This window comes from Haloimpatiens lingqiaonensis, from assembly GCF_901447495.1.
Classification (GTDB): domain Bacteria; phylum Bacillota; class Clostridia; order Clostridiales; family Clostridiaceae; genus Haloimpatiens; species Haloimpatiens lingqiaonensis.
On the sequence record NZ_CABDWS010000020.1, the window covers coordinates 11,785 to 32,911 of the forward strand.

Here is a 21,127-nt window from a genome sequence, read left to right on the forward strand (position 1 = left end):
CCTGTGTTTCTAATATATCATGTGGATTTATCTGAAATTCATCTTAGCTGTAAAACAGTTGTAAATTTCAGAATATTATTTTAACTACAGTGCCTTCATTTACCTTACTTTCTATTTTTAACTTAGCATTATGTCTTCTTATTATTTCACTACTAAGTGCTAGCCCCAATCCAACTCCACCTTCTTTTCTAGAACGTGATTTGTCTACTCTATAGAAAGGCTCTGTTACTTTTGCTATTTCCTCTTCTGCCATACCTTTTCCAAAGTCTTTTACATAAAGATATATTTCCTCATGCTTTTTGCCTATTCCTAATATTATTTTAGAATTCTCTTTAGATGCCTTTATGGAATTATCTATTAGATTTATAAAAACAGCTTTTATCATATCCTTATCTAGTGGTAATCTAACATCTTCTCCCTCTAACTCTAATGTTATATTTTTTTCGCTGCACTTAATTTTCATAATTTCAGCTATATCCACTAGTATAGGCATTGCATTCTGCTCAAATATACAAAATGGATCTTCTCTAGCTATTATCATCTTCATCAGTGTATTTATTAATTTTAACATTCTGCTTCCTTCAAAATATATGTAATTAAGGCCCTTATGAAAAGTTTGTTCATCGTATTTTATTTTCATTAGTAATTCTGCATAACCTATAATAGATGTAAGAGGAGTCCTTAACTCGTGAGCTAGATTATCTATAAATCTTTGTTTCTTTTGGCTTTCTATTTCTAGTTGAGTTATTTTACTTTCTATTTCATCAGCCATGGTGTTAAATCTTCCTGCTAATATACCAATTTCATCCCTATTGGTTACCTTAACTCGATCCTTATAGTTCCCTTTAGTAATGTTATAGGTTACATCGGTTAAATTTTCTATAGGCTTTATCATCATCTTGCTTATGGTTCCAGTTATTGCTGTTATAATCATAAGTCCTATTATTCCTACTTCAAAAAAGAAAGCATACTGTCCAATTTTTTGCTTGTCTATTTCTGTAATGTCCTTTATATAGCTTAAAATAATTTTTTTATTGTCCGCTTCAAAACTTTGGTTGGTGAAAATATAGTGTCTATCCTTTTCCCTTCTAAGTATATAATTTCGCTTGCCGTTTAAAGCAGATTTTAATTCTTCACTTCTATCAAAATTAAATACACTTTCCTTTGGCGCTATAATTTCTCCATTATCTTTATATATTTCTATATAACTATTTTCATCTTCAAACATATTAACTATCCTCTGGCTATAGCTGCCTAAATCAACTTTTTCATCCAGCTGCTTTTGATTTACCATTAAGTACAAAACAGAGTTTTTATATACATTACTTTGTTCTTTTAAGCATCTATTTATTTCTTTAGTGAGCAAATCATTATAAGTTTTTTCCGTAACCACAACACCAGTAATAGTTAATGTAAAAAGATATATCCCTATACATAAAAAGAAAATCTTCCATCTAAACTTCAACTCTACGACCTCCGCCTTTAGTCAAACTACTCTAATCTATATCCTATCTTATACACAGTCTTTATTCTGTCAGTGTCTAATTTATGTCTAAGTCTCTGTATGTGCATATCCACTGTTCTGGTGTTTCCCTCATATTCATATTTCCATATTAGCTCTAATATTTTTTCCCTAGATAAAGCAATTCCCTTATTATCCACCAATAACTTTAAAAGTTCGAATTCTTTAGGAGTTAATTCTACCTCCTCTCCATCTTTAAATACCCTTCTTTTATCCTCATGTATTTCTATATTATCAAATTTTTTAATACTATCTTCCTTGTCACTTCTTCTAAAAAGAGCATTTATTCTAGCTATTAGCTCCATGCCTTCAAAGGGCTTAGTTATATAATCATCTGCTCCTAAATTTAGACCCTTAACCTTATCCTTTAAGCTATCCATTGCAGTTAACAATATAACCGGTATATCTCTTTCTATTATATGAGGCAGTAATTCATATCCATTTATTTTTGGTATCATTATATCCAAAACAACCAAATCCAAAGCCTTTGTTTTTATAATTTCTAAAGCTTTCTCTCCATCTTCTGCTTCCAATGTATCAAATCCAACCATAGATAAATTTAGTTTTACAAGCTCTCTTATAGGTTCTTCATCTTCTACTATTAATATAGTTTTCATTATTTTTACCTCCAATTCAATATACTATCTGTCAAAAATCATAGACTTAACTACTGCTAAAGCTTCTCTAACATAAAAATTAAGCTGAAGAACAGTCATTACCTTAGCAGGCATTCCTTTTAGTTCCATGCCAACTCTATTTCCCAGCATTCTAGCTCTAAAAATATGAAAATTACTTGTAACAACCCCTATTCTTAAATTTTTAATTTCCTCCAAGCTTTTACCTTCTTCCTTTAAAAGCTTTTCCTTGGAAAAAAGTAAATTTTCATAGGTATTTTTTGATTTATCCTCCTTTATTATTCTATTTCCTTCTATCCCCTTATTTAAAAAATATTTTTCCATGGCCTCTGCTTCACTTATTTCTTCATTTGGTCCCTTTCCCCCTGATACTATTATTTTGGTTTCAGGGTGATCCCTTAAGTAATCCCATGCTTTGTCAACCCTTTGATAAAGAGTACGTGACATGGTTTTACCCTGGAGGCCAGCTCCTAATACTATTATATAATCCGAATCCCCTATATAATTCTTATTTCCATAATATAATATAGGAATCTCTATTATTATAAACATAATTATAAGTAAACAAATTATAGCTTTTACTATTTTTCTCACACCCACAAATTGCTTTAGAATTTCTACATTACGCCTCTTCAAAATTCCACTTATAATAAATATTATACCAATAAAAAGCCAAAATTGTGAGAAACTTATTTTATAATTAAAGCAAAGTAATAAAGCATAATAAACTAATGATAACCCCCCTAAAATTATTAATATATTGCTTATTTTTTTACTACTCTTAATCATTTTCCCATTCATTTAACAAACACCCCCTAATTAACACACTTTTAAATATACTTTTATTGTACTTAACTGAACTTTCACATATAAACAGAGCTCTTAGCTTCAGATGGAGTTTTAACTCCATTTGAAGGTTAGAGATCGTTATCCAGGGACGTAGCTGCCGTTAACTCGCACTTTGTTAGAAGTGGGAGTGTTACGGCAGGTAGTCATCGGGTAAATTTTAATTTAACACTATACAAGGTAAGAAGTAAAAAATATATCTATGTATTATTTTACCACAACCTAACCATAGAATTCATCCTTTCAATTTAGAATTTAAATTTTAAAGTAAATAAAAAAACTTCTCACTCATTGACAATTATTCATTGAGCATTTACCATTGATACCAATATTGCCTTTATGACTAACCAGTAGTAGAATATATGTAGTTGTAAATTTTCTAAAATTTCTAAAAGAAAGGTTGTATTCAATGAAAATACTATGGAATAATAAAGGTAAAAAAAATACTGTAGTAAGCAGTAATATGAAATATTATATTTTAAATGGTATACTTTTTACCATAATGACTGCATTATATAAGTCTTTTGCTGACAAGTTTATAACCCGACTTGGTGGAGGCTCTTTCCATTTATCTCTTTACAATGCCCTGCCCGGATTAGTGGGCGCTTTTTTTATGTTCCCTGGAATAATTCTTATAAGCAAGACAAAGAATAAGAAAAAAACCATGTCTAAGTTCTTTCTTTTAAGTAGAATTATAATTTTTTGTTTTGCATTCGTTCCATTTTTCCCTGATAAATATAGGCCTAATATATTTATTATTTTATTTACTTTAATGAGTCTTCCAGAATCACTTTCCGTTATGTCTCTACAAAGTTTCTCCGGAGATATATTTCCTGAAGAAAATCGTTCTACAGCTATATCCATGAGAAATAAATTTTCAACTCTTTTTAATGTAATTTCACTATTTATTTTAGGTGAAATATTTAACATAGTAGCTCATAATAATGACCAAGCTATACTGCTTTATCAAATATTATTTGTACTATCCTTCATAGTAGGTATTATAGAAATTTCCACTTTTATGAAATTAAAAGAAGTAAACACTATTCAAATGAAAGAAGAATCCTTTAGGGATTTAAAGATACAAATACCTAAAATTTTAAAAAATAAAAAATTTAGTGGTTTTCTAATTTGCTCATTAATATTCCATTTTGGATGGCAAATGGGCTGGCCCCTATTTAGCATTTATCAAATTAAATATCTCCATGCCAATGAATTATGGCTGACTATTATAAATGTTTCTTCTAATGTTGTTATGTTCTTTTGCTATAGTTACTGGAATAAGCTTATACAAAAGAAGGGCAATGCCTTTGTAATAATGTTTGCTACCTTTGGTATGGCTATAACTCCAATTTTTTATGCATTATCATATAACTTATATGTTCTTACTCTAACGGGTTTAATAACTGGATTTTTTACTTCTGGTACATTGACAGTTATTTTAAGCTCTTTATTAGAAGTTTGTCCCGAAGAAAACAGGCTTCTTTACGTAGGACTGCATGCCACATTTACAAATTTAACTTTATCTATAGCTCCTATGGTTGGAAATTTTGTACTATCTCATACTAATATATATATAGCTTTATGTATATCCGGTTTATTTAGACTTATTGGAAGCATTGCCTTTTACATAAGAAAAAAACACATGGAAAACATTGTTAATAGTTCATCTATAAATTGTTAAAAAAAAAACTAAAATAGCACTTGTATTTGAAACGCTAATAGCATCTATAGGTTTTATAAATTTTTTAAATAATTTGTATATTGCAAAAAATCATAAAAAGTGATACATTTTAAAATGTAATAAGTAATTAACAAAAATTATATAAATAATTTTTTATAATCCAAATGACAATAGCATGAGATACCTTAGGGTAGCCGAAGGAGCAATACATAAATGGCCTAAATTTATGTAGAAACTTTCAGGCAAATATAATGCTATTTGATGGAGCTCTGGAGAGACCTTCAAAGGCACCGAAGGAACTAATGTGGTTTAATATTATTCTACATAAAAATTCTCAGGTAAAAGTACAGAGGATATAAAGGCACAAGGGATTACTATGTCTTTATACTCCTCTGTTATTTTTTTATAAACAGAGCTCTTAGCTTCAGATGGAGGTTTTACTCCATCTGAAGGTTAGAGATCGTTATCCAGGGACGTAGCTGCCGTTATCTCCCACTTTGTTAGAAGTGGGAGTGTTACGGCAGGTAGTCATCGGATAAAAATTTAATTATAGTTACAATACTCATTTTTAATTTATGTTAAGCCAATATTTTTCTAAAATCACAATTTAATTATTTTCGGAAGGAGGACAATTATGGAAACTTTAAAAAGAACACCCCTATTTGATGCCCATATTAAACTAGGCGGAAAAATGGTGGATTTTGCTGGTTGGGAATTACCTATTCAGTACGAAGGAATCATTCAAGAGCATGAATCAGTTAGAAATGCTGCTGGCTTATTCGATGTTTCACACATGGGAGAGGTGGATGTAAAAGGCAAAGACGCCCTTTCCTTTATTCAACATATAATTACAAACGATGCTTCTAAATTAGAAAAAAATCAAGCTTTATACACTCTTATGTGCCATCCAACTGGTGGTGTAGTAGATGATATTTTAGTTTACAAATTTAATGATGAGCATTTCTTTTTAGTAATAAATGCTGCTAATACTGATAAAGATGTTAAGTGGTTATTGGATAATTCTAATGATTTCAATGTAACCATAGACAATATATCAAATAAAGTAGGTCAAGTTGCCTTACAAGGTCCAAGGGCTCAAGAAATACTTGCTGGATTGACAGATACAGATTTAGAATCTATTAAATTTTTCTACTGCCATAGAGAAGTTATCATTGATGGTGTTAAATGCCTAGTTTCAAGAACAGGCTACACTGGTGAAGATGGTTTTGAAATTTTCTCCCCTGCAGAAGAAATTGAAAAAGTATGGAATAGTATTTTAGCTTATGGAAAGGATAAAGGTCTAAAACCAGCAGCCTTAGGCGCTAGAGATACCTTAAGATTTGAAGCTAATCTTCCATTATACGGCAATGAGCTTTCAGACGAAATAACTCCACTAGAAGCTGGATTAGGTTTCTTTGTTAAGCTTGATAAAAACCATTTCATTGGAAAAGATGCTTTAGTTAAACAAAAGGCAGAAGGACTAAAGAAGAAAATAGTAGCCTTCCAAATGGAAAAAGGTATACCAAGACACGGATATGAAGTGTACAAAGGCGATACTAAAATAGGCTTTGTTACAACAGGTTATTCTTCCCCAAGTCTAAAGAAAACCATAGGACTAGCCCTTATTGATGCTGAGTATTCAGCTTTAGATTCAGAAATAGAAATAAAAATAAGAAAAAATGTACAACCTGCCACAATAATAAAAAAGAGTTTCTACAAGAGAAATTATAAAAAATAAAAGTAATTTATAAAATTAATCTATAAAAAATCATAAAAATAGTTACAATTTTAAAATTAAATTTATTGAAAATAGCATTTTAACTTAACTTTCACAGTTATAAAATGAAATTGTAAAATTTACGTGCGAAAGTTGAAATTGTAGTTAATGACTTTAAGTTAATATTTATAACAAAATAATAAATTATAGCTAAAATAAATTTTAAAATAAAACTTAGGAGGTTTTTAAATATGAAAGTTATAGATGGCTTATATTATTCTAAAGAGCATGAATGGGTAAAATTAGATGGAGATACTGCTTACATAGGAATTACAGACTATGCTCAAGATGCCCTTGGAGATATTGTTTATGTAGAACTTCCAGAAGTGGATGATGAAATTCTTGAAGGAGATGCTCTAAGCGTTGTAGAGTCAGTTAAAGCTGCATCTGATGTTTATATGCCAATAGATGGTAAAGTTATAGAAGTAAATGAAGCTTTAGACGACGAAGTGGAATTAGTTAATAATGATCCTTTCAATAGCTGGATTGCAAAAGTTGAAATTTTAAACAAAGATCAAATAAAGGATTTAATGAGTGCCCAAGAGTACCAAGAATTCTGTTCTAAGGAGGCATAAAAATGTTTCCATACATTCCAAACACAGCGGAAGATGAGAAGAAAATATTAGATTATTTAGGATTAGAGAAGGTAGATGATTTATTTAGTGATATTCCTGAGGATTTAAGACTAAAGAATAGACTAAATATAAATGAACCTTTAAGTGAAATGGAAGTAAGCACCAAAATCACACACACAGCAAATAAAAATATCTCCACAGAAGACAGCATATGCTTCCTTGGAGCCGGAGCTTACGACCATTTTATACCTTCTATTATACATCATATTACTTCAAGAAGCGAGTTTTATACTGCATACACTCCATATCAGCCAGAAATAAGTCAGGGAACTTTGCAAGCTATTTTTGAATATCAAACTATGATATGTAATCTTACAGGTATGGATGTTTCCAATGCCTCTATGTATGACGGTGCTTCTGCCACTGCTGAAGCATGTAATATGGCTTTGGACAACTGTAAGGGAAATTCAATAGTTATATCCAAAACTGTTCATCCTGAAGTAAGAAGAGTAGTAAAAACCTATATGAGATTTAAAAATGTTGAAGTTATAGAAATAGACTTTAAAGATGGATGCACGGACATGGAACTTCTAAAATCCAAGGTAAATAAAGATACTCTTGGAGTAGTAGTTCAAAATCCTAACTTCTTTGGAGTAGTAGAAGATTACAGTGAAGTTTCTAAAATAGCTCATGACAATAAAGCATTATTTATAATGAATGTGGATCCAATTTCCCTAGGCATACTAAAGACTCCAAAGGAATATGGTGCAGATATAGCTATAGGTGAAGGACAAGTTCTTGGAAACCCTTTAAGCTTTGGTGGTCCATATCTTGGTTTCATGGCTGTTACTAAAAAACTTATGCGCAAAATGCCTGGAAGAATTGTAGGACAAACTGAAGATGCCCATGGAAAAAGAGCTTTTGTCTTAACTCTTCAAGCAAGAGAACAGCATATAAGAAGAGAAAAGGCTACATCAAACATTTGCTCAAATCAAGCTCTCAATGCTTTAACTGCTACCATATACCTTTCTACCTTAGGTAAAAGTGGTATAAAAGAAGTGGCAAATCAATGTACTAAAAAAGCTTACTATGCTTACAATAAATTCATATCCACTGGAAAGTTTAGACCTGTATGGAATAAACCTTTCTTTAGAGAATTTGTATTAGAAACAGACATGGATGTATCTATCCTAAATAAAGAATTGATTAAATACGGAATTACCGGAGGATATGCTTTAGAAAAATCCTACCCTCTTTGCAAAAATCAAATTCTTTTTTGCGTAACTGAAAAACGAACCAAAGAGGAAATTGATTATTTTGCAAAGCTTATAGAGGGAGGTGAACTGTTGTAAAAACTTTAATAAATTCTATAAAAATATCTATTATATAGAATTTTGTAAGTTTTTGGCAACGGGCATAAAATGTTAAGTTATGATAAATTAATTTTTGAAATTTCTAAAGAAGGAAGAGTTGGTTATTCTCTACCTAAATGTGATGTAGAAGATGTATCTATAGATACTATAATTCCTAAGGAGCTTTTAAGGGAAGAAGCTGCTGCACTACCTGAAGTTAGTGAAAATGAAGTGGTAAGACATTTTACTCTTTTAAGTACCAAAAACTTTGGAGTGGATTCAGGATTTTATCCTTTAGGTTCTTGTACTATGAAATACAATCCTAAAATAAATGAAGATATGGCTGCATTAGATACCCTTCAAAACATTCATCCATATCAAGATGAAGAAACAGTTCAAGGTGCTTTAGAAATAATGTATGATTTGAATTGTAAATTAAGTGAGATTACTGGCATGGATTATGTATCTCTTCAACCTGCTGCCGGTGCTCATGGTGAGCTTACAGGCCTTATGATAATAAAAGCTTATCATGACAAAAGAGGAGATAAGAAGAGAAATAAAATTATAGTTCCTGATTCTGCCCATGGAACTAACCCTGCCAGCGCCAATGTGGCTGGGTTTGAAATAGTAGAAGTTAAGTCTAATAAAAATGGTGGAGTAGATATTGAAAGCTTAAAATCTGTATTAAATGATGAAATAGCAGGTTTAATGCTTACAAATCCAAATACTTTAGGCATATTTGACCCTAATATAAAATTAATTTCTTCATTGGTGCATGAAGCTGGTGGACTTGTATACTACGATGGAGCAAATTTAAATGCTGTCATGGGTAAATCCAGACCTGGGGATATGGGCTTTGACGTGGTTCACTTAAATCTACACAAAACCTTTGCAGCTCCTCACGGCGGCGGCGGCCCTGGTAGTGGTCCTGTAGGCGTGAAAAAGCACTTAATACCATTTGTGCCAGTTCCAGTAGTAGAAAAAACTGAAAATAGCTTTGTTTTAAACTATGATAAAGAAGATTCTATAGGGAAAGTAAAAAGTTTCTATGGCAACTTTGGTGTTATGGTAAAATCCTATGCATATATTTTATCCATGGGCGCAGAAGGCTTAAGAAAATCTAGCGAAACTGCAGTACTTAATGCCAACTACTTACAAAAGAAACTTAAGGATCATTATAATCTTCCTTATGACGGCATTTGTAAACATGAATTTGTACTAGCTGGCTTAAAAGAACCTAATGGCGTTGCTACCTTAGATGTGGCAAAACGTCTTTTAGACTACGGATATCATCCACCAACTATATACTTCCCTCTTATAGTAGATTCTGCAATAATGATTGAACCTACTGAATCAGAAAGTTTAGAAACTCTAGATGGCTTTGCTGATTCTATGATTAGTATAAGTGAGGAAGCAAAAAAAGATGCCGAAATTCTTCACTCTGCACCTTCAACTACACCTTTAAAGAGACTAGATGAAGTTAAAGCTGCTAGAAGCTTAATTTTAAAATGGGAAGATAAATAGATATCTTACTTCAGTATAAGTTAGGTAATTCAAATTTCTCAGTTATAAAATCAAAATGGGAAATAAGAATTTGTTGAGTAAACACAAATTGTCAATGGACAATTGAGAATTAAATAAGAGTAAGAATTAAAAAGTAAGAGTTAATGGGGATGTTCCCCTCTGTAACTCTTACTTCTTACTTTTTACTTTTTACTTTTTACTTTTTACTTTTTACTTTTACTTTTTACCTATCCTACAAATTTATATTTACATTCTAAATTTTAAATTAAGAACGTTTATTTATTTTATTCCTCAATGACTTGGTAATCCACATCTTTTATATATTTTATATTTCTAATTTCGCCTTTTTCATTTATTTCTATTATATTCTCTTTTACTACAACGCCCTCAATTCTTTTAATAGCACTAGCACCTATGTCTATTGCCTTATCTACTGCATCACCTGTAATGTCTGAAGCTTTTCTAGAAGTCTCTCCTACTATGTTTCCCAACGCCTTGGTAAAGTCCCTACTTCCCTTGGCAAAGTTAGGTTTATCTGCAATATCTGCTATTGCCCCAATTACTTCTCCAGTTATCTTTATATTATATTCCGCCACCGTACCTAGCACTCTTCCTGTACCCTTTAGTATTTTACCTATCTTCATAACATCACTCCGGTAAGTATTTTTTATACCATAGTTATTTTTGTAATCCCTATACCTTTACCACTGCCCATATCCATGTATTTCATTTATATAACTATGATTATCCTACAAAAACATTATATTACCTGAATTATGAAATTTCTCTGTAATGACTTGCATAAGAAGTAAAGAAACTATTTAAATTTAATTTTAGAAATTCCATAATTCCATCACATTATACCTTATTGTGGGTTAATCATAGCTATTATTTTCCGTATACTCAACTAAGAGTCTTTTCATTTTGCTTAGTTTCTTTTACTTAATCATAACTATTATTTTCTGTATACCATTTCTCCATCTATGAATACATATTTTGTAGATGCTTGCAAATCAAAAGGATGCTTATCAAATATAGCTATATCCGCATCTTTTCCCTCTTCTATGGAACCAACCCTATCTTGTATACCTAGTATTTCTGCTGCATTTATAGTAATAGCTTTTAATGCAGTTTCCTCATCTAATCCAGCTTTAACTCCTAGCGCTGCACAAAGAGGTAAATTCTGAAGTGGTATAACAGGGTGATCTGTCATAATTGCAAACTTAACTCCAGCATCATTTAAAATTTTTAGTGTTTCAAAAGTTTTATTTTTTAATTCCACCTTAGTTCTAAATCCAAAAGTAGGTCCAACTATAGCATTAAAATTTTCCTTAGCCAATTCATCTGCTATTAAATGTCCTTCAGTACAGTGATCTAAGGTTAAATTCACATCAAATTCCTTAGCTATTCTTATAGCAGTAAATATATCATCAGCTCTGTGTGCATGTGCCTTTAATGGTATCTCCTTTTTAAGCACAGGTATTAAGGCTTCCATTTTCATATCAAAAGCTGGCTTGTTTTCACTATTTTCTTTTTTATCCAAATAGTCTTTAGCTTTCATAAGAGTTTCCCTTAATATAGCCGCTGTAGCCATTCTAGTGGATGGAGATTGCTTTTTAGCATCATAGCATCTCTTTGGATTTTCTCCAAAGGCACATTTCATAGCTGCATTTTCTTTTACTATCATATTGTCTATTCTAATTCCCTTAGTCTTAATTATAGCAAAGGTTCCACCTAATACATTTGCGCTACCTGGTCCTGTACAAGCACAAGTTACCCCATTTTCATAAGCTTCTTTAAAAGCTGAATCCATAGGATTTATAGCATCGATAGCTCTTAACTGTGGTGTAGTTGGATCTGTGATTTCATTGCCATCATCACCTTCAAAACCCATATCTTGCTCAAATAAACCTATATGACAATGAGCATCAATAAACCCTGGAGTCACGTATCCGCCTTCTGCATCTACTACCTTACAATTTTGAGGTATATCTATATTTTTACCTACTTTTACAATTTTATTACCTTGTATTAATATTTCCCCATTATCTATAACTTCACCAGCCATAGTTAAAATTTTTCCATTTTTAATTAATGTCATTTTAATCCCCCCAAACCATTTTCATTAATCTTATTATATCACATACAGTGAGCTGCAGCCCAATTACTTAATTAAACCTCAAAACTATACATACCTGATTCAGCTTTCACATTTATAAAATAAAAATGTAAACCTAAATTCTCACTAGCCAACTAGCCACTGACACTCTACACTCTAGTGCACTAGCACTATAAGCTAGTCTATTTCTCCACATCCTCATAGTCCACATCAACTATTCCATCATCATTAACAGTGTACCCTTTTTTCTTATATTCTAAATCTTTTTTCTTGTTCTTTAAATAATTTACCAAATTCACAATTCCCCTATATGCAAGCCATACCAAAAGAATAATTGCTCCTATCTTAAATATTCCTATAGCAAGTTTTATAGTCACAGCCAGCACCATAACAAATATCACAATGTATAATATAGATTTTATCAAATCACTAAATTTATTAGAATTCATATAAATCCTCTCCTAACTATATTTATAATTATTTATATGTATTATAACATAGAACTTTATTATGAAGTATATTTTAACCTATAATAAAGTATTAATAATTTGTTAATTTCACACAATGAACTTCTCTTTATATATTATTTTTATTATACTACATTATTTGTAAAATTTGCTACAGCCTTTTAATAGTTATTTGGGGTAGATAATATGTGCTAGGTACCTACTAGGTACTAGGTGATAGGTGCTTAAAATTTTAGGATTGAGGGATAGAGATTTATATTTATTAGAAAATATACGTTGGATATGGTCATGAAAATTTTTAAATAGCTTAAGTAAAAAAAACTATTTATTGAAATTAATGTTATAATTAGACCATAGACTAATTATAATTTATTAAAGAATTGTGAAATTTAACAATTTAAGGGGGTGGAAATTAGAAATGTTTAAATTGGGAAGTTATTTGCTATTTATTACTTTTACTCAATTAATTATTGCAATCTTATTTATTCAATCATTACCTGGGGTTGGGATAGAGAACGCATTTGCAAATATTCATCCATTAATAAAGATTATAGTTCTACTTGAATTAAGTTTTTCAGGATTTCTTATTTACAAAGGATACTGCAAAATTGATAAAACAAATAAAGATTTACACTAAATAGTAAAATTGAGCTCTTAGCTAAATCCATATATTAAGCTGGCTACCGGCAAAAAAATTTTCAAAGCACTTAAATAAAAAAATCTATAACTATCTCATTAATGAAATAGTTATAGATTTTCTTGCTATACCTTTTATTTAATTGAAAATTTTCCGTAACATAATGGAGGAAAATCTTCCTTTAGTAGCCCGTCTCCCTCCATAAGTAAGGTACGTATGAACTTAAAAATCTGCTTTTAATGTAGTGATAAATGTGAAATTTAGGACTATTGAACTAGCCTTAGAACTTCTTTATTTCTCCATTTAAAGAACCGTTAAGAAGTTTTCACATCCCCCCTAGCACCTAGTACCTAGTACCTAGTACCTAAATAATTTTCCTATCTTATAACATCATAAACAAGTGGTATTTCGTTTTTGTATTCTTCTGTTATTTCATAGTTATTTAGAATATCATTAACTGCTTTTTCTGCCTTCTTTTCATCATTAGCATGAACATAAGCTATTACATCTCCCGCAGCTACTTTTTCTCCTCTTTTCTTATCTAATACTATACCTACTGCTAAGTCAATTACGTCTTCCTTAGTAGCTCTGCCTGCTCCTAATTCCATAGCAACTAATCCTATGTTTTGAGCATGTATCTTACTTATGTAACCTGCCTTTGGACTCTTAACTGGAACTATATATTTAGCCTTTGCAAGCTTATCTGTATCTTCCACTTGCTCTACATTTCCACCTTGAGCTTTTATAAATTCTTTAAACTTAGCTAAAGCTGATCCATCTTTTATTGTTCCTAAAAGCATTTCTTTAGCTTCTTCCACAGTTGAAGCTTTCTTAGCTAAAACTACCATGTTGCTTCCTAAAGTTAAGCAAAGTTCTAATAAATCTTTTGGACCATTTCCTTTTAATGTATCTATAGCTTCCTTAACTTCTAAAGCATTTCCTATAGCAAATCCTAGTGGTTGATCCATGTCAGATATTACTGCTACAGTGTTTCTTCCAACATTTTTACCTATGTTAACCATAGCTGTTCCAAGTGCTTTAGCGTCTTCAAAAGTCTTCATGAAAGCTCCATCGCCAACCTTGACATCTAAAACAATAGCATCAGCTCCAGAAGCTATCTTTTTACTCATTATACTTGAAGATATAAGAGATAAGTTATCTACTGTTCCTGTTACGTCTCTTAAAGCATATAATTTTTTATCTGCTGGTGCTAAATCTGGTGTTTGACCATTAACTGCTATTTTTATAGTATTTACATTGTTTATAAACTGCTCTTCGCTTATCTCCACTGAGAATCCATGGAAAGACTCTAATTTATCTATAGTTCCACCCGTATGACCTAATCCTCTACCAGACATTTTAGCAACTGGAATTCCAAGTGCGGCAACCATTGGAGTTAACACTAAAGTTGTAGTATCTCCAACTCCTCCTGTACTGTGTTTATCTACCTTTATACCTTCTATTTTAGACAAATCTAGCATATCTCCTGAATGTACCATGGCCATAGTTAAATCTGCTGTTTCTCTAGCGTTCATCTTTTGGAAAAATATAGCCATTAAAAGAGCTGATACTTGATAATCTGGAATATTACCTTTAGTATAATTATCTACAAAAAAGTTTATTTCTTCAGTTGTAAGTTCTTCACCATTTCTTTTTTTAATTATCAAATCGTACATTCTCATATTTTTTAAGCTCCCTTCACAAAACACTATTTATCAATTAATTTTGTGTATTTATTTATATTTATTAGTAAAGACCAGCTCCCTTAGTTTCTTCCATATCTCCACTTTCAGCCTGCTGTACTATCTTTATACCTGCACTAGCTCCTATTCTGCTAGCACCAGCATTAATCATATCCATACAAGCTTTATAATCTCTTATTCCGCCTGATGCTTTTACTCCTAATTCTTCTCCTACAACTTTTCTCATAAGAGCTATATCTTCTTTAGTAGCTCCACCTGTTGAAAATCCTGTAGAAGTTTTTACAAAGTCTGCTCCTGCTTCTTTTGAAATTTCACATGCTTTTACCTTTTCTTCTTCATTTAAAAGACAAGTTTCTATTATAACTTTTACAAGAGCTTTTCCCTTTGCTGCTTCTACTACAGCTTTTATATCTTCTTTTACTACATCGTATTTCTTATCTTTTAAAGCTCCAACATTTATAACCATATCTACTTCTTTAGCACCATCTTTTATAGCTTGCTCTGTTTCAAAAGCTTTAACTTCTTTAGTATTAGCTCCTAAAGGAAAACCTATTACAACGCAAGTTTTTACTTCTGTTCCTTCTAATTCTTTAGTTACTAATGAAGCATAGTAAGGGTTTACACATACAGATGCAAAATTATATTCTCTAGCCTCTTTACATATTTTAATAACTTGTTCCTCTGTAGCTTCTGGTTTTAGTAATGTGTGGTCGATGTACTGTTGTATTTTCATTCTTATCTCTCCTTTTTAAATTTTATTTCATGTGGTAAAGTTTATTTAATATGTTTCATAAACAGAGCTCTTAGCTTCAGATGGAGTTTTTACTCCAACTAAAGGTTAGAGATCGTTATCCAGAGACGTAGCTGCCGTTATCTCCCACTTTGTTAGAAGTGGGAGTGTTACGGCAGTACGTCTCTGGATAAATACCTTTTAAAGCATTGTTATTTACCTTTAAAAAGCTCTTTTAACATATATATTTTATCTTTAGTTTTAAATTTCAAATCCTTCCGCTTAGTTTCTGTTTCTTCTATATGTTTTATACAGAAACGTAAATCGTAAAAATTATATATAATCTCTGTGTTAACTTGTTTACGTTAAAGCCAGGTATTCTTAATTAACTCCTTAGCTATATTCTTAATTAAATTCTTAGCCATATTCTATAATATTTATTTTTTAAATTTTTCTGATCCTTTAAGTAAAAGTTTAGGATGCATAGTTATCCTATTAACATGAGATTTTTCCTTGTCTTTTAAATTTTCTAAAAGAAGTTCCATGGCTGTTCTACCCATTTCTTCTGTAGGTGTTGCAATAAAGCTTATATTCATTCCAAGAATATTTAAAACCTTTAGCTCATCAAAAGCTACAATTGACATATCCCTTGGTATGCTAATTCCATGCTCATTAAGAGCCTTTATACAACCTAATGTCATCATATTATTGCTTGTAAAAATAGCTGTAGGTCTATTTTTCATATTAAGTATTTCTTGAGTTAATTTATATCCACTTTCTTCTTTATAATCTCCATAAAAAATATATTCTTCATTTATATCTATATTATTTGCAGCTAAAGCTTTTTTATATCCAATAAGTCTGTCTTTGGCTGGCTTAGAATTAATTCTACCTGTTATTATAGCTATTTTGCTATGTCCTTCTTTTATCAGTGCCATAATTCCTTCATAAGCACCTTTTATATTGTCCACAAACACTCCACTAAAATTGGAGTATTTAACATCTCCATCTAAAAGCACAATGGGTATTCCTAAATTTTCCAAAGTATTTAAACATTCACTATTGAAATCATTTTCATTCGAGGTAGGTGAAACAATTATTCCTTCTATTCTCTGTTCTCTTAATAACTGAAGAGCCTTCAATTCCTTTTCTGTACTCTCATCTGTATCGCATAGTATCATGTTTAAATTAGCGGCATCTACTACTTTTGATATCCCCTTTATTAATTCTCCAAAGTGAGGGTTATTAATGTCCGGTACTACAACGCCTACTACATTAGTTTTCTTTTTTGTCAAACTTCTAGCTATAGCACTTGGTGTATAATTAAGTTCTTTTATTGCCTGTACTACTTTTTTTCTAGTTTCTTCCTTAACATAACCTGAATCGTTTAAAACTCTAGAAACCGTTGCCAAAGATACTCCAGCCTTATCTGCTATATGCTTTATTGTAACTGCCATTTCAAATCCCCCTTAATATGTTACCGCTTTCATGTCTTCAGTATACGTTATTTTTTTTATAATTTCAAGCATATTTTTATGTAATTCTTAACTTTATAATCTACCATAAAATATTAATTATCAATGTTTAATTATCAATGATCGCTGAACAATGATAATTGATAAAAATAAATATTTTTTAAATACAAAATTTAAACTGATGCACTTTTATAAATTAACTCTAATTTAGAATTTGCAAGATCGAAAAGGTAAGGTAAAAGTTAAAAGGTAAGAAGTAAGAGGTAAGGATAAAACTCAAGGAGTTTTTTTAAATTAATTAAAGATTTTCCGTAACGCAGTGAAGGAAAATCCTCCTTAACTCTCACTTCTTACTTATTACTTCTTACTCTTACTTCTTACTTAATTCTTATCTTCCCCACAAGTTCCACTTTTACATTTTTATTTTTTATCTGCTCTTTGACATTTGCTAGTTCATATTTGATATTTGTTCTTTGATATTTATTCTTTACTCATTGCTCTTTCATAATTATAGTTTATTAACCTCTTTTTCTATTCTTTCTAAAGCTTCTTTTAATGTGCTTCTAGGGCAAGCTATATTTACCCTTTGGAACTTTTCTCCTTCTTCTCCAAACATTATTCCATCATCTAGCCCTAGCTTTACTTTTTTAACAAAGAATTCTCTCATTTCTTCGCTATTCATGTTTAATCCTGAACAATCAAGCCAAACTAAATATGTGCCCTGTGGCTTAACCACCTTAATTTTTGGTATTCTTTTTTCTATAAAACTAATTAGAAAATCTAAATTCCCTTTTAAATAATCTATAAGATCATCAAGCCACTGTGCGCCTGAATTATATGCAGCAATTAATGCCTCACAACCAAAAATATTAGGACCATTTATGGCTAAATTCTCTAATTCTATACTAAATAAATTTCTAAGTTTATCATTAGGTATTATTATATTTGATGTTTGAAATCCAGCTATATTAAATGTTTTACTTGGTGCTGTACAAGTTATAGAGTTTTGAGCAAATTCTTCACTTATAGATGCAAATACTGTATGTTTATTTTCTTTATATATAAGATCAAAATGTATTTCATCAGATACCACTAATATCCCATGTTTTAAGCAGATTTCTCCTAAAGCTGTTAATTCCTCTTTACTCCATACTCTTCCTACAGGATTGTGAGGATTGCATAAAATTAAAATTTTAGTTCTGTTAGTTATCTTCTTTTCTAAATCTTCTAAATCCATTTTATATGTAAGGTTCTCATATTTTAAAGGATTTTTTACAACTGTGCACCCATTATTCTTTATAGATCTAGCAAAAGGATGATATACAGGTGTTTGTATTATTACTTGATCCCCTGGCTTTGTAAAAGCCCTTAATATAAAATTTAGTGCTGGCACTACCCCTGGAGTAAATTTTATCCATTCACCCTGTATGTTCCACTGATGACGCTGTTTCATCCAATTAATTATTGCATCATTATATTCCTTCCCGCTAAGGCTATATCCAAATATCCCATGATTTAATCTTTTCTTTATAGCCCTTATTATCTCTTCTGGAACTTCAAAGTCCATGTCTGCTACCCACATGGGTATAACGTCTTTATCCCCATAAATTTCTTCTAGTAGATCCCACTTAACACTTTTTGTATTAAATCTGTCTACTACCTTATTAAAATCATATGACATTTACAATCCCCCTATCTAATAAATTTGTAACACCGCTGTTAACTTATCTATTACTTATTATCTGTTACTTATTATCTGTTACTTATTATCTGTTACTTATTATCTGTTACTTATTATCTGTTACCCACAAATTAATTATAAAAAACTCCTCGAGTTTTACCCTTAACTCTTACTTCTTACCTATTACTTCTTACTTCTTACTTATTACCTATTACTTATCTACAAACTCCAAATTATAGTTAACTTCTAAAAGAGTTTCATTTTAAATTTTCAATTTTATTTTAATGTGAAGAGTCACTTTTCCTTATAGCTTCAAATTCCTCTTTAGGAAATTCAGGTGCTTCTTTTCCGCCTCCTACTACCATGGCATAAATATTTATTCTAGCCACTTCTTCTATGTACTGCATATTTAAAAAAGCTTCGTCTATATCCTTACCAACAGTTAATGCACCGTGGCTTTCCAATAAACATGCATTAGAAATCCTCAAAGGTTCTACTATACTTTGAGCCAAGGCTTCAGTACCTGTTCTTCCATACTTAGCAACTGGCACCCTTTCCCCATAAGCCATAGCTTCTAATACCACTGGTTTAATTTCCTTTTTTTGCACTGCAAAAGCTGTGGAAAATGGTGCATGGGTATGACATACCCCAAATACATCCTCTCTTGTTTTATAAGCCATTAAATGCATCAAAGTTTCTGTGGAGGGCTTATGTGTAGATTTGTTTTCTATCACTGTTCCTTCTCCATTCACAACTATTATATCTTTTTCTTCTAAAAGCTCCCTTGACACCGCTGAGGGAGTTATTAGTATATACCCTGTTTCTTTATCCTTTAAACTAAAATTGCCTGATTTACATTTGCAAAACCCATCTTTTTCTGCTTTTTTTGCTATCTCTACAACTTTTCTTTTTAAATCCTCCAACAATTTTTTCACCCCTCTAATGTTGAAATATCTTAAAAATATCCTTAACTATTACCCATTACTTATTACTTATTACTTATTACTTATTACCTCTTACCTATTACTTATCACTTATTACTTATTACTTATTACCTCTTACCTATTACTTATCTTCAAATTCCAAGAAAATGGACTATACCTATCTACTATTTATTTTAACATAAATTTTGTTAAATCTTTTATTGTTTTCACAATTTTATCACAATTACCCCATACTTTAACCACAGATACACTTTAATATATAGATATAAACTAAAAAACAGGAGGTTTTCAATATGAAAAAGAAAAATTTATTATTAACACTATCTATGTGTACTATGTTAGCTCTAGGAAGTACAGTATATGCCACTAGTGCAAATAACTTAAATACTTCAAAACCTGCAGCAGTTGAAAATAATAACTCACAAAGATCATATAATGAAAAAGGACTAGGTTTACGCAGAATAACAGGCAAAAAAGGATACGACTTTATGGCATCTGTAATTAAAGACAAATTAAAAGTAAGTGACGAAGAAATAAACAAGGCTTTAGCTGAAGGAAAAACATTAAAAGACTTTGCTAAAGAAAAAGGATTATCAGAAGAGGATCTAAAAAAAGCCCTAGTAGACAGCAAGTCAAAAGCTATAGATGAAAGCGTGGCTAAAGGTACTTTGACTAAAGAAGAAGGGGAAAAAATTAAAACTAGAATTAAAGAAAACTCTAAAAACTGTACATTAGATAACAGAAATGGCAGAAAAGATCCTTCTAAAAGACAAGGCGGGAAACAAGGTAAAGGCAGAATGGGCCAGGGGCAAGGGCAAGGTAGAGGACAAGATAAAGTACAATGCACTGGCGATTGTACCAATGGTTCACAAATTTTAAAATAATATATAGAATTCTATAAAAAAGACTGCTGACCTTCAGCAGTCTTTTTGTCATATTCACATTTTCTTACTTACCCTCAAGTTTTTCCATGTACCTTTTATTCCATAGCTATTAAGCTTACTTTTATTACATTCTTCAAGCTATTTATTCCTTCTAAAAGCTTATTCATTTCCACGTCCATATCAGATATGTTAAAAGTTATAGTTACATTAGCAGCATTATTTATAGGTATATCTTGATTTATAGTTAGTATATTTCCATTGTGCCTTGCTATCTCATCAAGTATTCCTGAAAGAGTTCCCTTTTGGTTTTCAAGCAAAAGTCCAATAGTAACCTTTTGTCCTTTTACACTTTCAGATAAAGAGAAAACGAAATCTTTATACTTATAATATGTACTTCTACTTATGCCAACTACCTTTACTCCTTCAGATATATCCTTTACCTTGCCCCTATATAATAGTTCTTTAAGTTCAACAACCTTTGCAAATACTTCTGGAAGAACTTTTGCATCTATTATAAAATATTTACTTCCCAACTAAATCTCTCCCTTCATAAAATAACCATAATGACATTT

General features: G+C 30.9%; 19 protein-coding genes and 1 riboswitch. Of the genes, 7 read left to right on the top strand and 12 right to left on the bottom strand.

Annotated features, from left to right (window positions below):
- Positions 1 to 67: 67 nt before the first annotated feature.
- The 3 genes from FGK85_RS05685 to FGK85_RS05695 are packed head-to-tail and all read right to left on the bottom strand — an operon-like array spanning position 68 to position 2,958.
- Positions 68 to 1,465, bottom strand: a complete 1,398-nt coding sequence (locus FGK85_RS05685) for a sensor histidine kinase (RefSeq protein ID WP_138204585.1) — start codon at positions 1,463 to 1,465, stop codon at positions 68 to 70.
- A gap of 26 nt (positions 1,466 to 1,491) precedes the next feature.
- Positions 1,492 to 2,139, bottom strand: a complete 648-nt coding sequence (locus tag FGK85_RS05690) for a response regulator transcription factor (protein ID WP_138204587.1) — start codon at positions 2,137 to 2,139, stop codon at positions 1,492 to 1,494.
- Between the two features lie 24 nt (positions 2,140 to 2,163).
- Complete coding sequence (locus FGK85_RS05695) at positions 2,164 to 2,958, bottom strand: YdcF family protein (RefSeq protein ID WP_138204589.1); 795 nt, start codon at positions 2,956 to 2,958, stop codon at positions 2,164 to 2,166.
- A 454-nt stretch (positions 2,959 to 3,412) separates the two neighbouring features.
- Between FGK85_RS05695 and FGK85_RS05700 the strand changes: the two genes are divergently transcribed.
- From FGK85_RS05700 to gcvPB, 5 genes are all read left to right on the top strand, one after another.
- Entirely contained in the window at positions 3,413 to 4,687 is a 1,275-nt protein-coding gene (locus FGK85_RS05700; protein WP_138204591.1) for an MFS transporter, read from the top strand.
- A gap of 259 nt (positions 4,688 to 4,946) precedes the next feature.
- A riboswitch (glycine riboswitch) is annotated at positions 4,947 to 5,047 on the top strand.
- A 274-nt stretch (positions 5,048 to 5,321) separates the two neighbouring features.
- A complete protein-coding gene (gene gcvT, locus FGK85_RS05705) occupies positions 5,322 to 6,425 on the top strand; it encodes a glycine cleavage system aminomethyltransferase GcvT (RefSeq protein WP_138204593.1) in 1,104 nt (367 codons plus the stop codon).
- Positions 6,426 to 6,655: 230 nt separating this feature from the next.
- Positions 6,656 to 7,039 (top strand): glycine cleavage system protein GcvH, encoded by a 384-nt coding sequence (gene gcvH / locus FGK85_RS05710; protein WP_138204594.1) that lies wholly within the window; start codon positions 6,656 to 6,658, stop codon positions 7,037 to 7,039.
- 2 nt (positions 7,040 to 7,041) lie between these two features.
- On the top strand, positions 7,042 to 8,391 hold the full coding sequence (gene gcvPA / locus FGK85_RS05715; RefSeq protein ID WP_138204595.1) for an aminomethyl-transferring glycine dehydrogenase subunit GcvPA: 1,350 nt from the start codon (positions 7,042 to 7,044) through the stop codon (positions 8,389 to 8,391).
- Between the two features lie 69 nt (positions 8,392 to 8,460).
- The gene (gene gcvPB / locus FGK85_RS05720; RefSeq protein WP_138204596.1) at positions 8,461 to 9,915 is read left to right on the top strand and encodes an aminomethyl-transferring glycine dehydrogenase subunit GcvPB; all 1,455 of its coding nucleotides are present in this window, start codon (positions 8,461 to 8,463) and stop codon (positions 9,913 to 9,915) included.
- Between the two features lie 284 nt (positions 9,916 to 10,199).
- Here gcvPB and FGK85_RS05725 read toward each other — a convergent pair whose 3' ends face one another.
- From FGK85_RS05725 to FGK85_RS05735, 3 genes are all read right to left on the bottom strand, one after another.
- A complete protein-coding gene (locus FGK85_RS05725) occupies positions 10,200 to 10,559 on the bottom strand; it encodes a hypothetical protein (RefSeq protein WP_138204597.1) in 360 nt (119 codons plus the stop codon).
- 311 nt (positions 10,560 to 10,870) lie between these two features.
- Entirely contained in the window at positions 10,871 to 12,016 is a 1,146-nt protein-coding gene (locus FGK85_RS05730; RefSeq protein ID WP_138204599.1) for an amidohydrolase, read from the bottom strand.
- 200 nt (positions 12,017 to 12,216) lie between these two features.
- Positions 12,217 to 12,483 (bottom strand): hypothetical protein, encoded by a 267-nt coding sequence (locus FGK85_RS05735; protein WP_138204601.1) that lies wholly within the window; start codon positions 12,481 to 12,483, stop codon positions 12,217 to 12,219.
- Between the two features lie 436 nt (positions 12,484 to 12,919).
- On the opposite strand from FGK85_RS05735, the gene FGK85_RS05740 reads away from it, so the two are divergent.
- Positions 12,920 to 13,138: a hypothetical protein gene (locus FGK85_RS05740; protein WP_138204603.1), complete on the top strand. Its 219-nt coding sequence runs from the start codon at positions 12,920 to 12,922 to the stop codon at positions 13,136 to 13,138.
- Positions 13,139 to 13,515: 377 nt separating this feature from the next.
- Here the strand turns inward: FGK85_RS05740 and FGK85_RS05745 are convergent, their stop codons facing one another.
- The 5 genes from FGK85_RS05745 to FGK85_RS05770 form a co-directional block, all read right to left on the bottom strand.
- A complete protein-coding gene (locus FGK85_RS05745; RefSeq protein ID WP_138204605.1) occupies positions 13,516 to 14,820 on the bottom strand; it encodes a pyrimidine-nucleoside phosphorylase in 1,305 nt (434 codons plus the stop codon).
- Positions 14,821 to 14,884: 64 nt separating this feature from the next.
- The gene (gene deoC / locus FGK85_RS05750; RefSeq protein WP_138204607.1) at positions 14,885 to 15,574 is read right to left on the bottom strand and encodes a deoxyribose-phosphate aldolase; all 690 of its coding nucleotides are present in this window, start codon (positions 15,572 to 15,574) and stop codon (positions 14,885 to 14,887) included.
- Between the two features lie 434 nt (positions 15,575 to 16,008).
- Positions 16,009 to 17,028: a LacI family DNA-binding transcriptional regulator gene (locus tag FGK85_RS05755; protein ID WP_138204609.1), complete on the bottom strand. Its 1,020-nt coding sequence runs from the start codon at positions 17,026 to 17,028 to the stop codon at positions 16,009 to 16,011.
- A gap of 526 nt (positions 17,029 to 17,554) precedes the next feature.
- On the bottom strand, positions 17,555 to 18,727 hold the full coding sequence (locus tag FGK85_RS05760) for a MalY/PatB family protein (RefSeq protein ID WP_138204611.1): 1,173 nt from the start codon (positions 18,725 to 18,727) through the stop codon (positions 17,555 to 17,557).
- 281 nt (positions 18,728 to 19,008) lie between these two features.
- Positions 19,009 to 19,650, bottom strand: a complete 642-nt coding sequence (locus FGK85_RS05770; RefSeq protein WP_171011338.1) for a class II aldolase/adducin family protein — start codon at positions 19,648 to 19,650, stop codon at positions 19,009 to 19,011.
- A 314-nt stretch (positions 19,651 to 19,964) separates the two neighbouring features.
- On the opposite strand from FGK85_RS05770, the gene FGK85_RS05775 reads away from it, so the two are divergent.
- Positions 19,965 to 20,555: a hypothetical protein gene (locus FGK85_RS05775; RefSeq protein WP_138204615.1), complete on the top strand. Its 591-nt coding sequence runs from the start codon at positions 19,965 to 19,967 to the stop codon at positions 20,553 to 20,555.
- A 95-nt stretch (positions 20,556 to 20,650) separates the two neighbouring features.
- On the opposite strand, the gene FGK85_RS05780 is transcribed toward FGK85_RS05775, so the two are convergent.
- Positions 20,651 to 21,088 carry an ACT domain-containing protein gene (locus FGK85_RS05780; protein ID WP_138204616.1) on the bottom strand — a complete coding sequence of 146 codons (438 nt, stop codon included), beginning with the start codon at positions 21,086 to 21,088 and terminating at the stop codon, positions 20,651 to 20,653.
- Positions 21,089 to 21,127 lie beyond the last annotated feature (39 nt).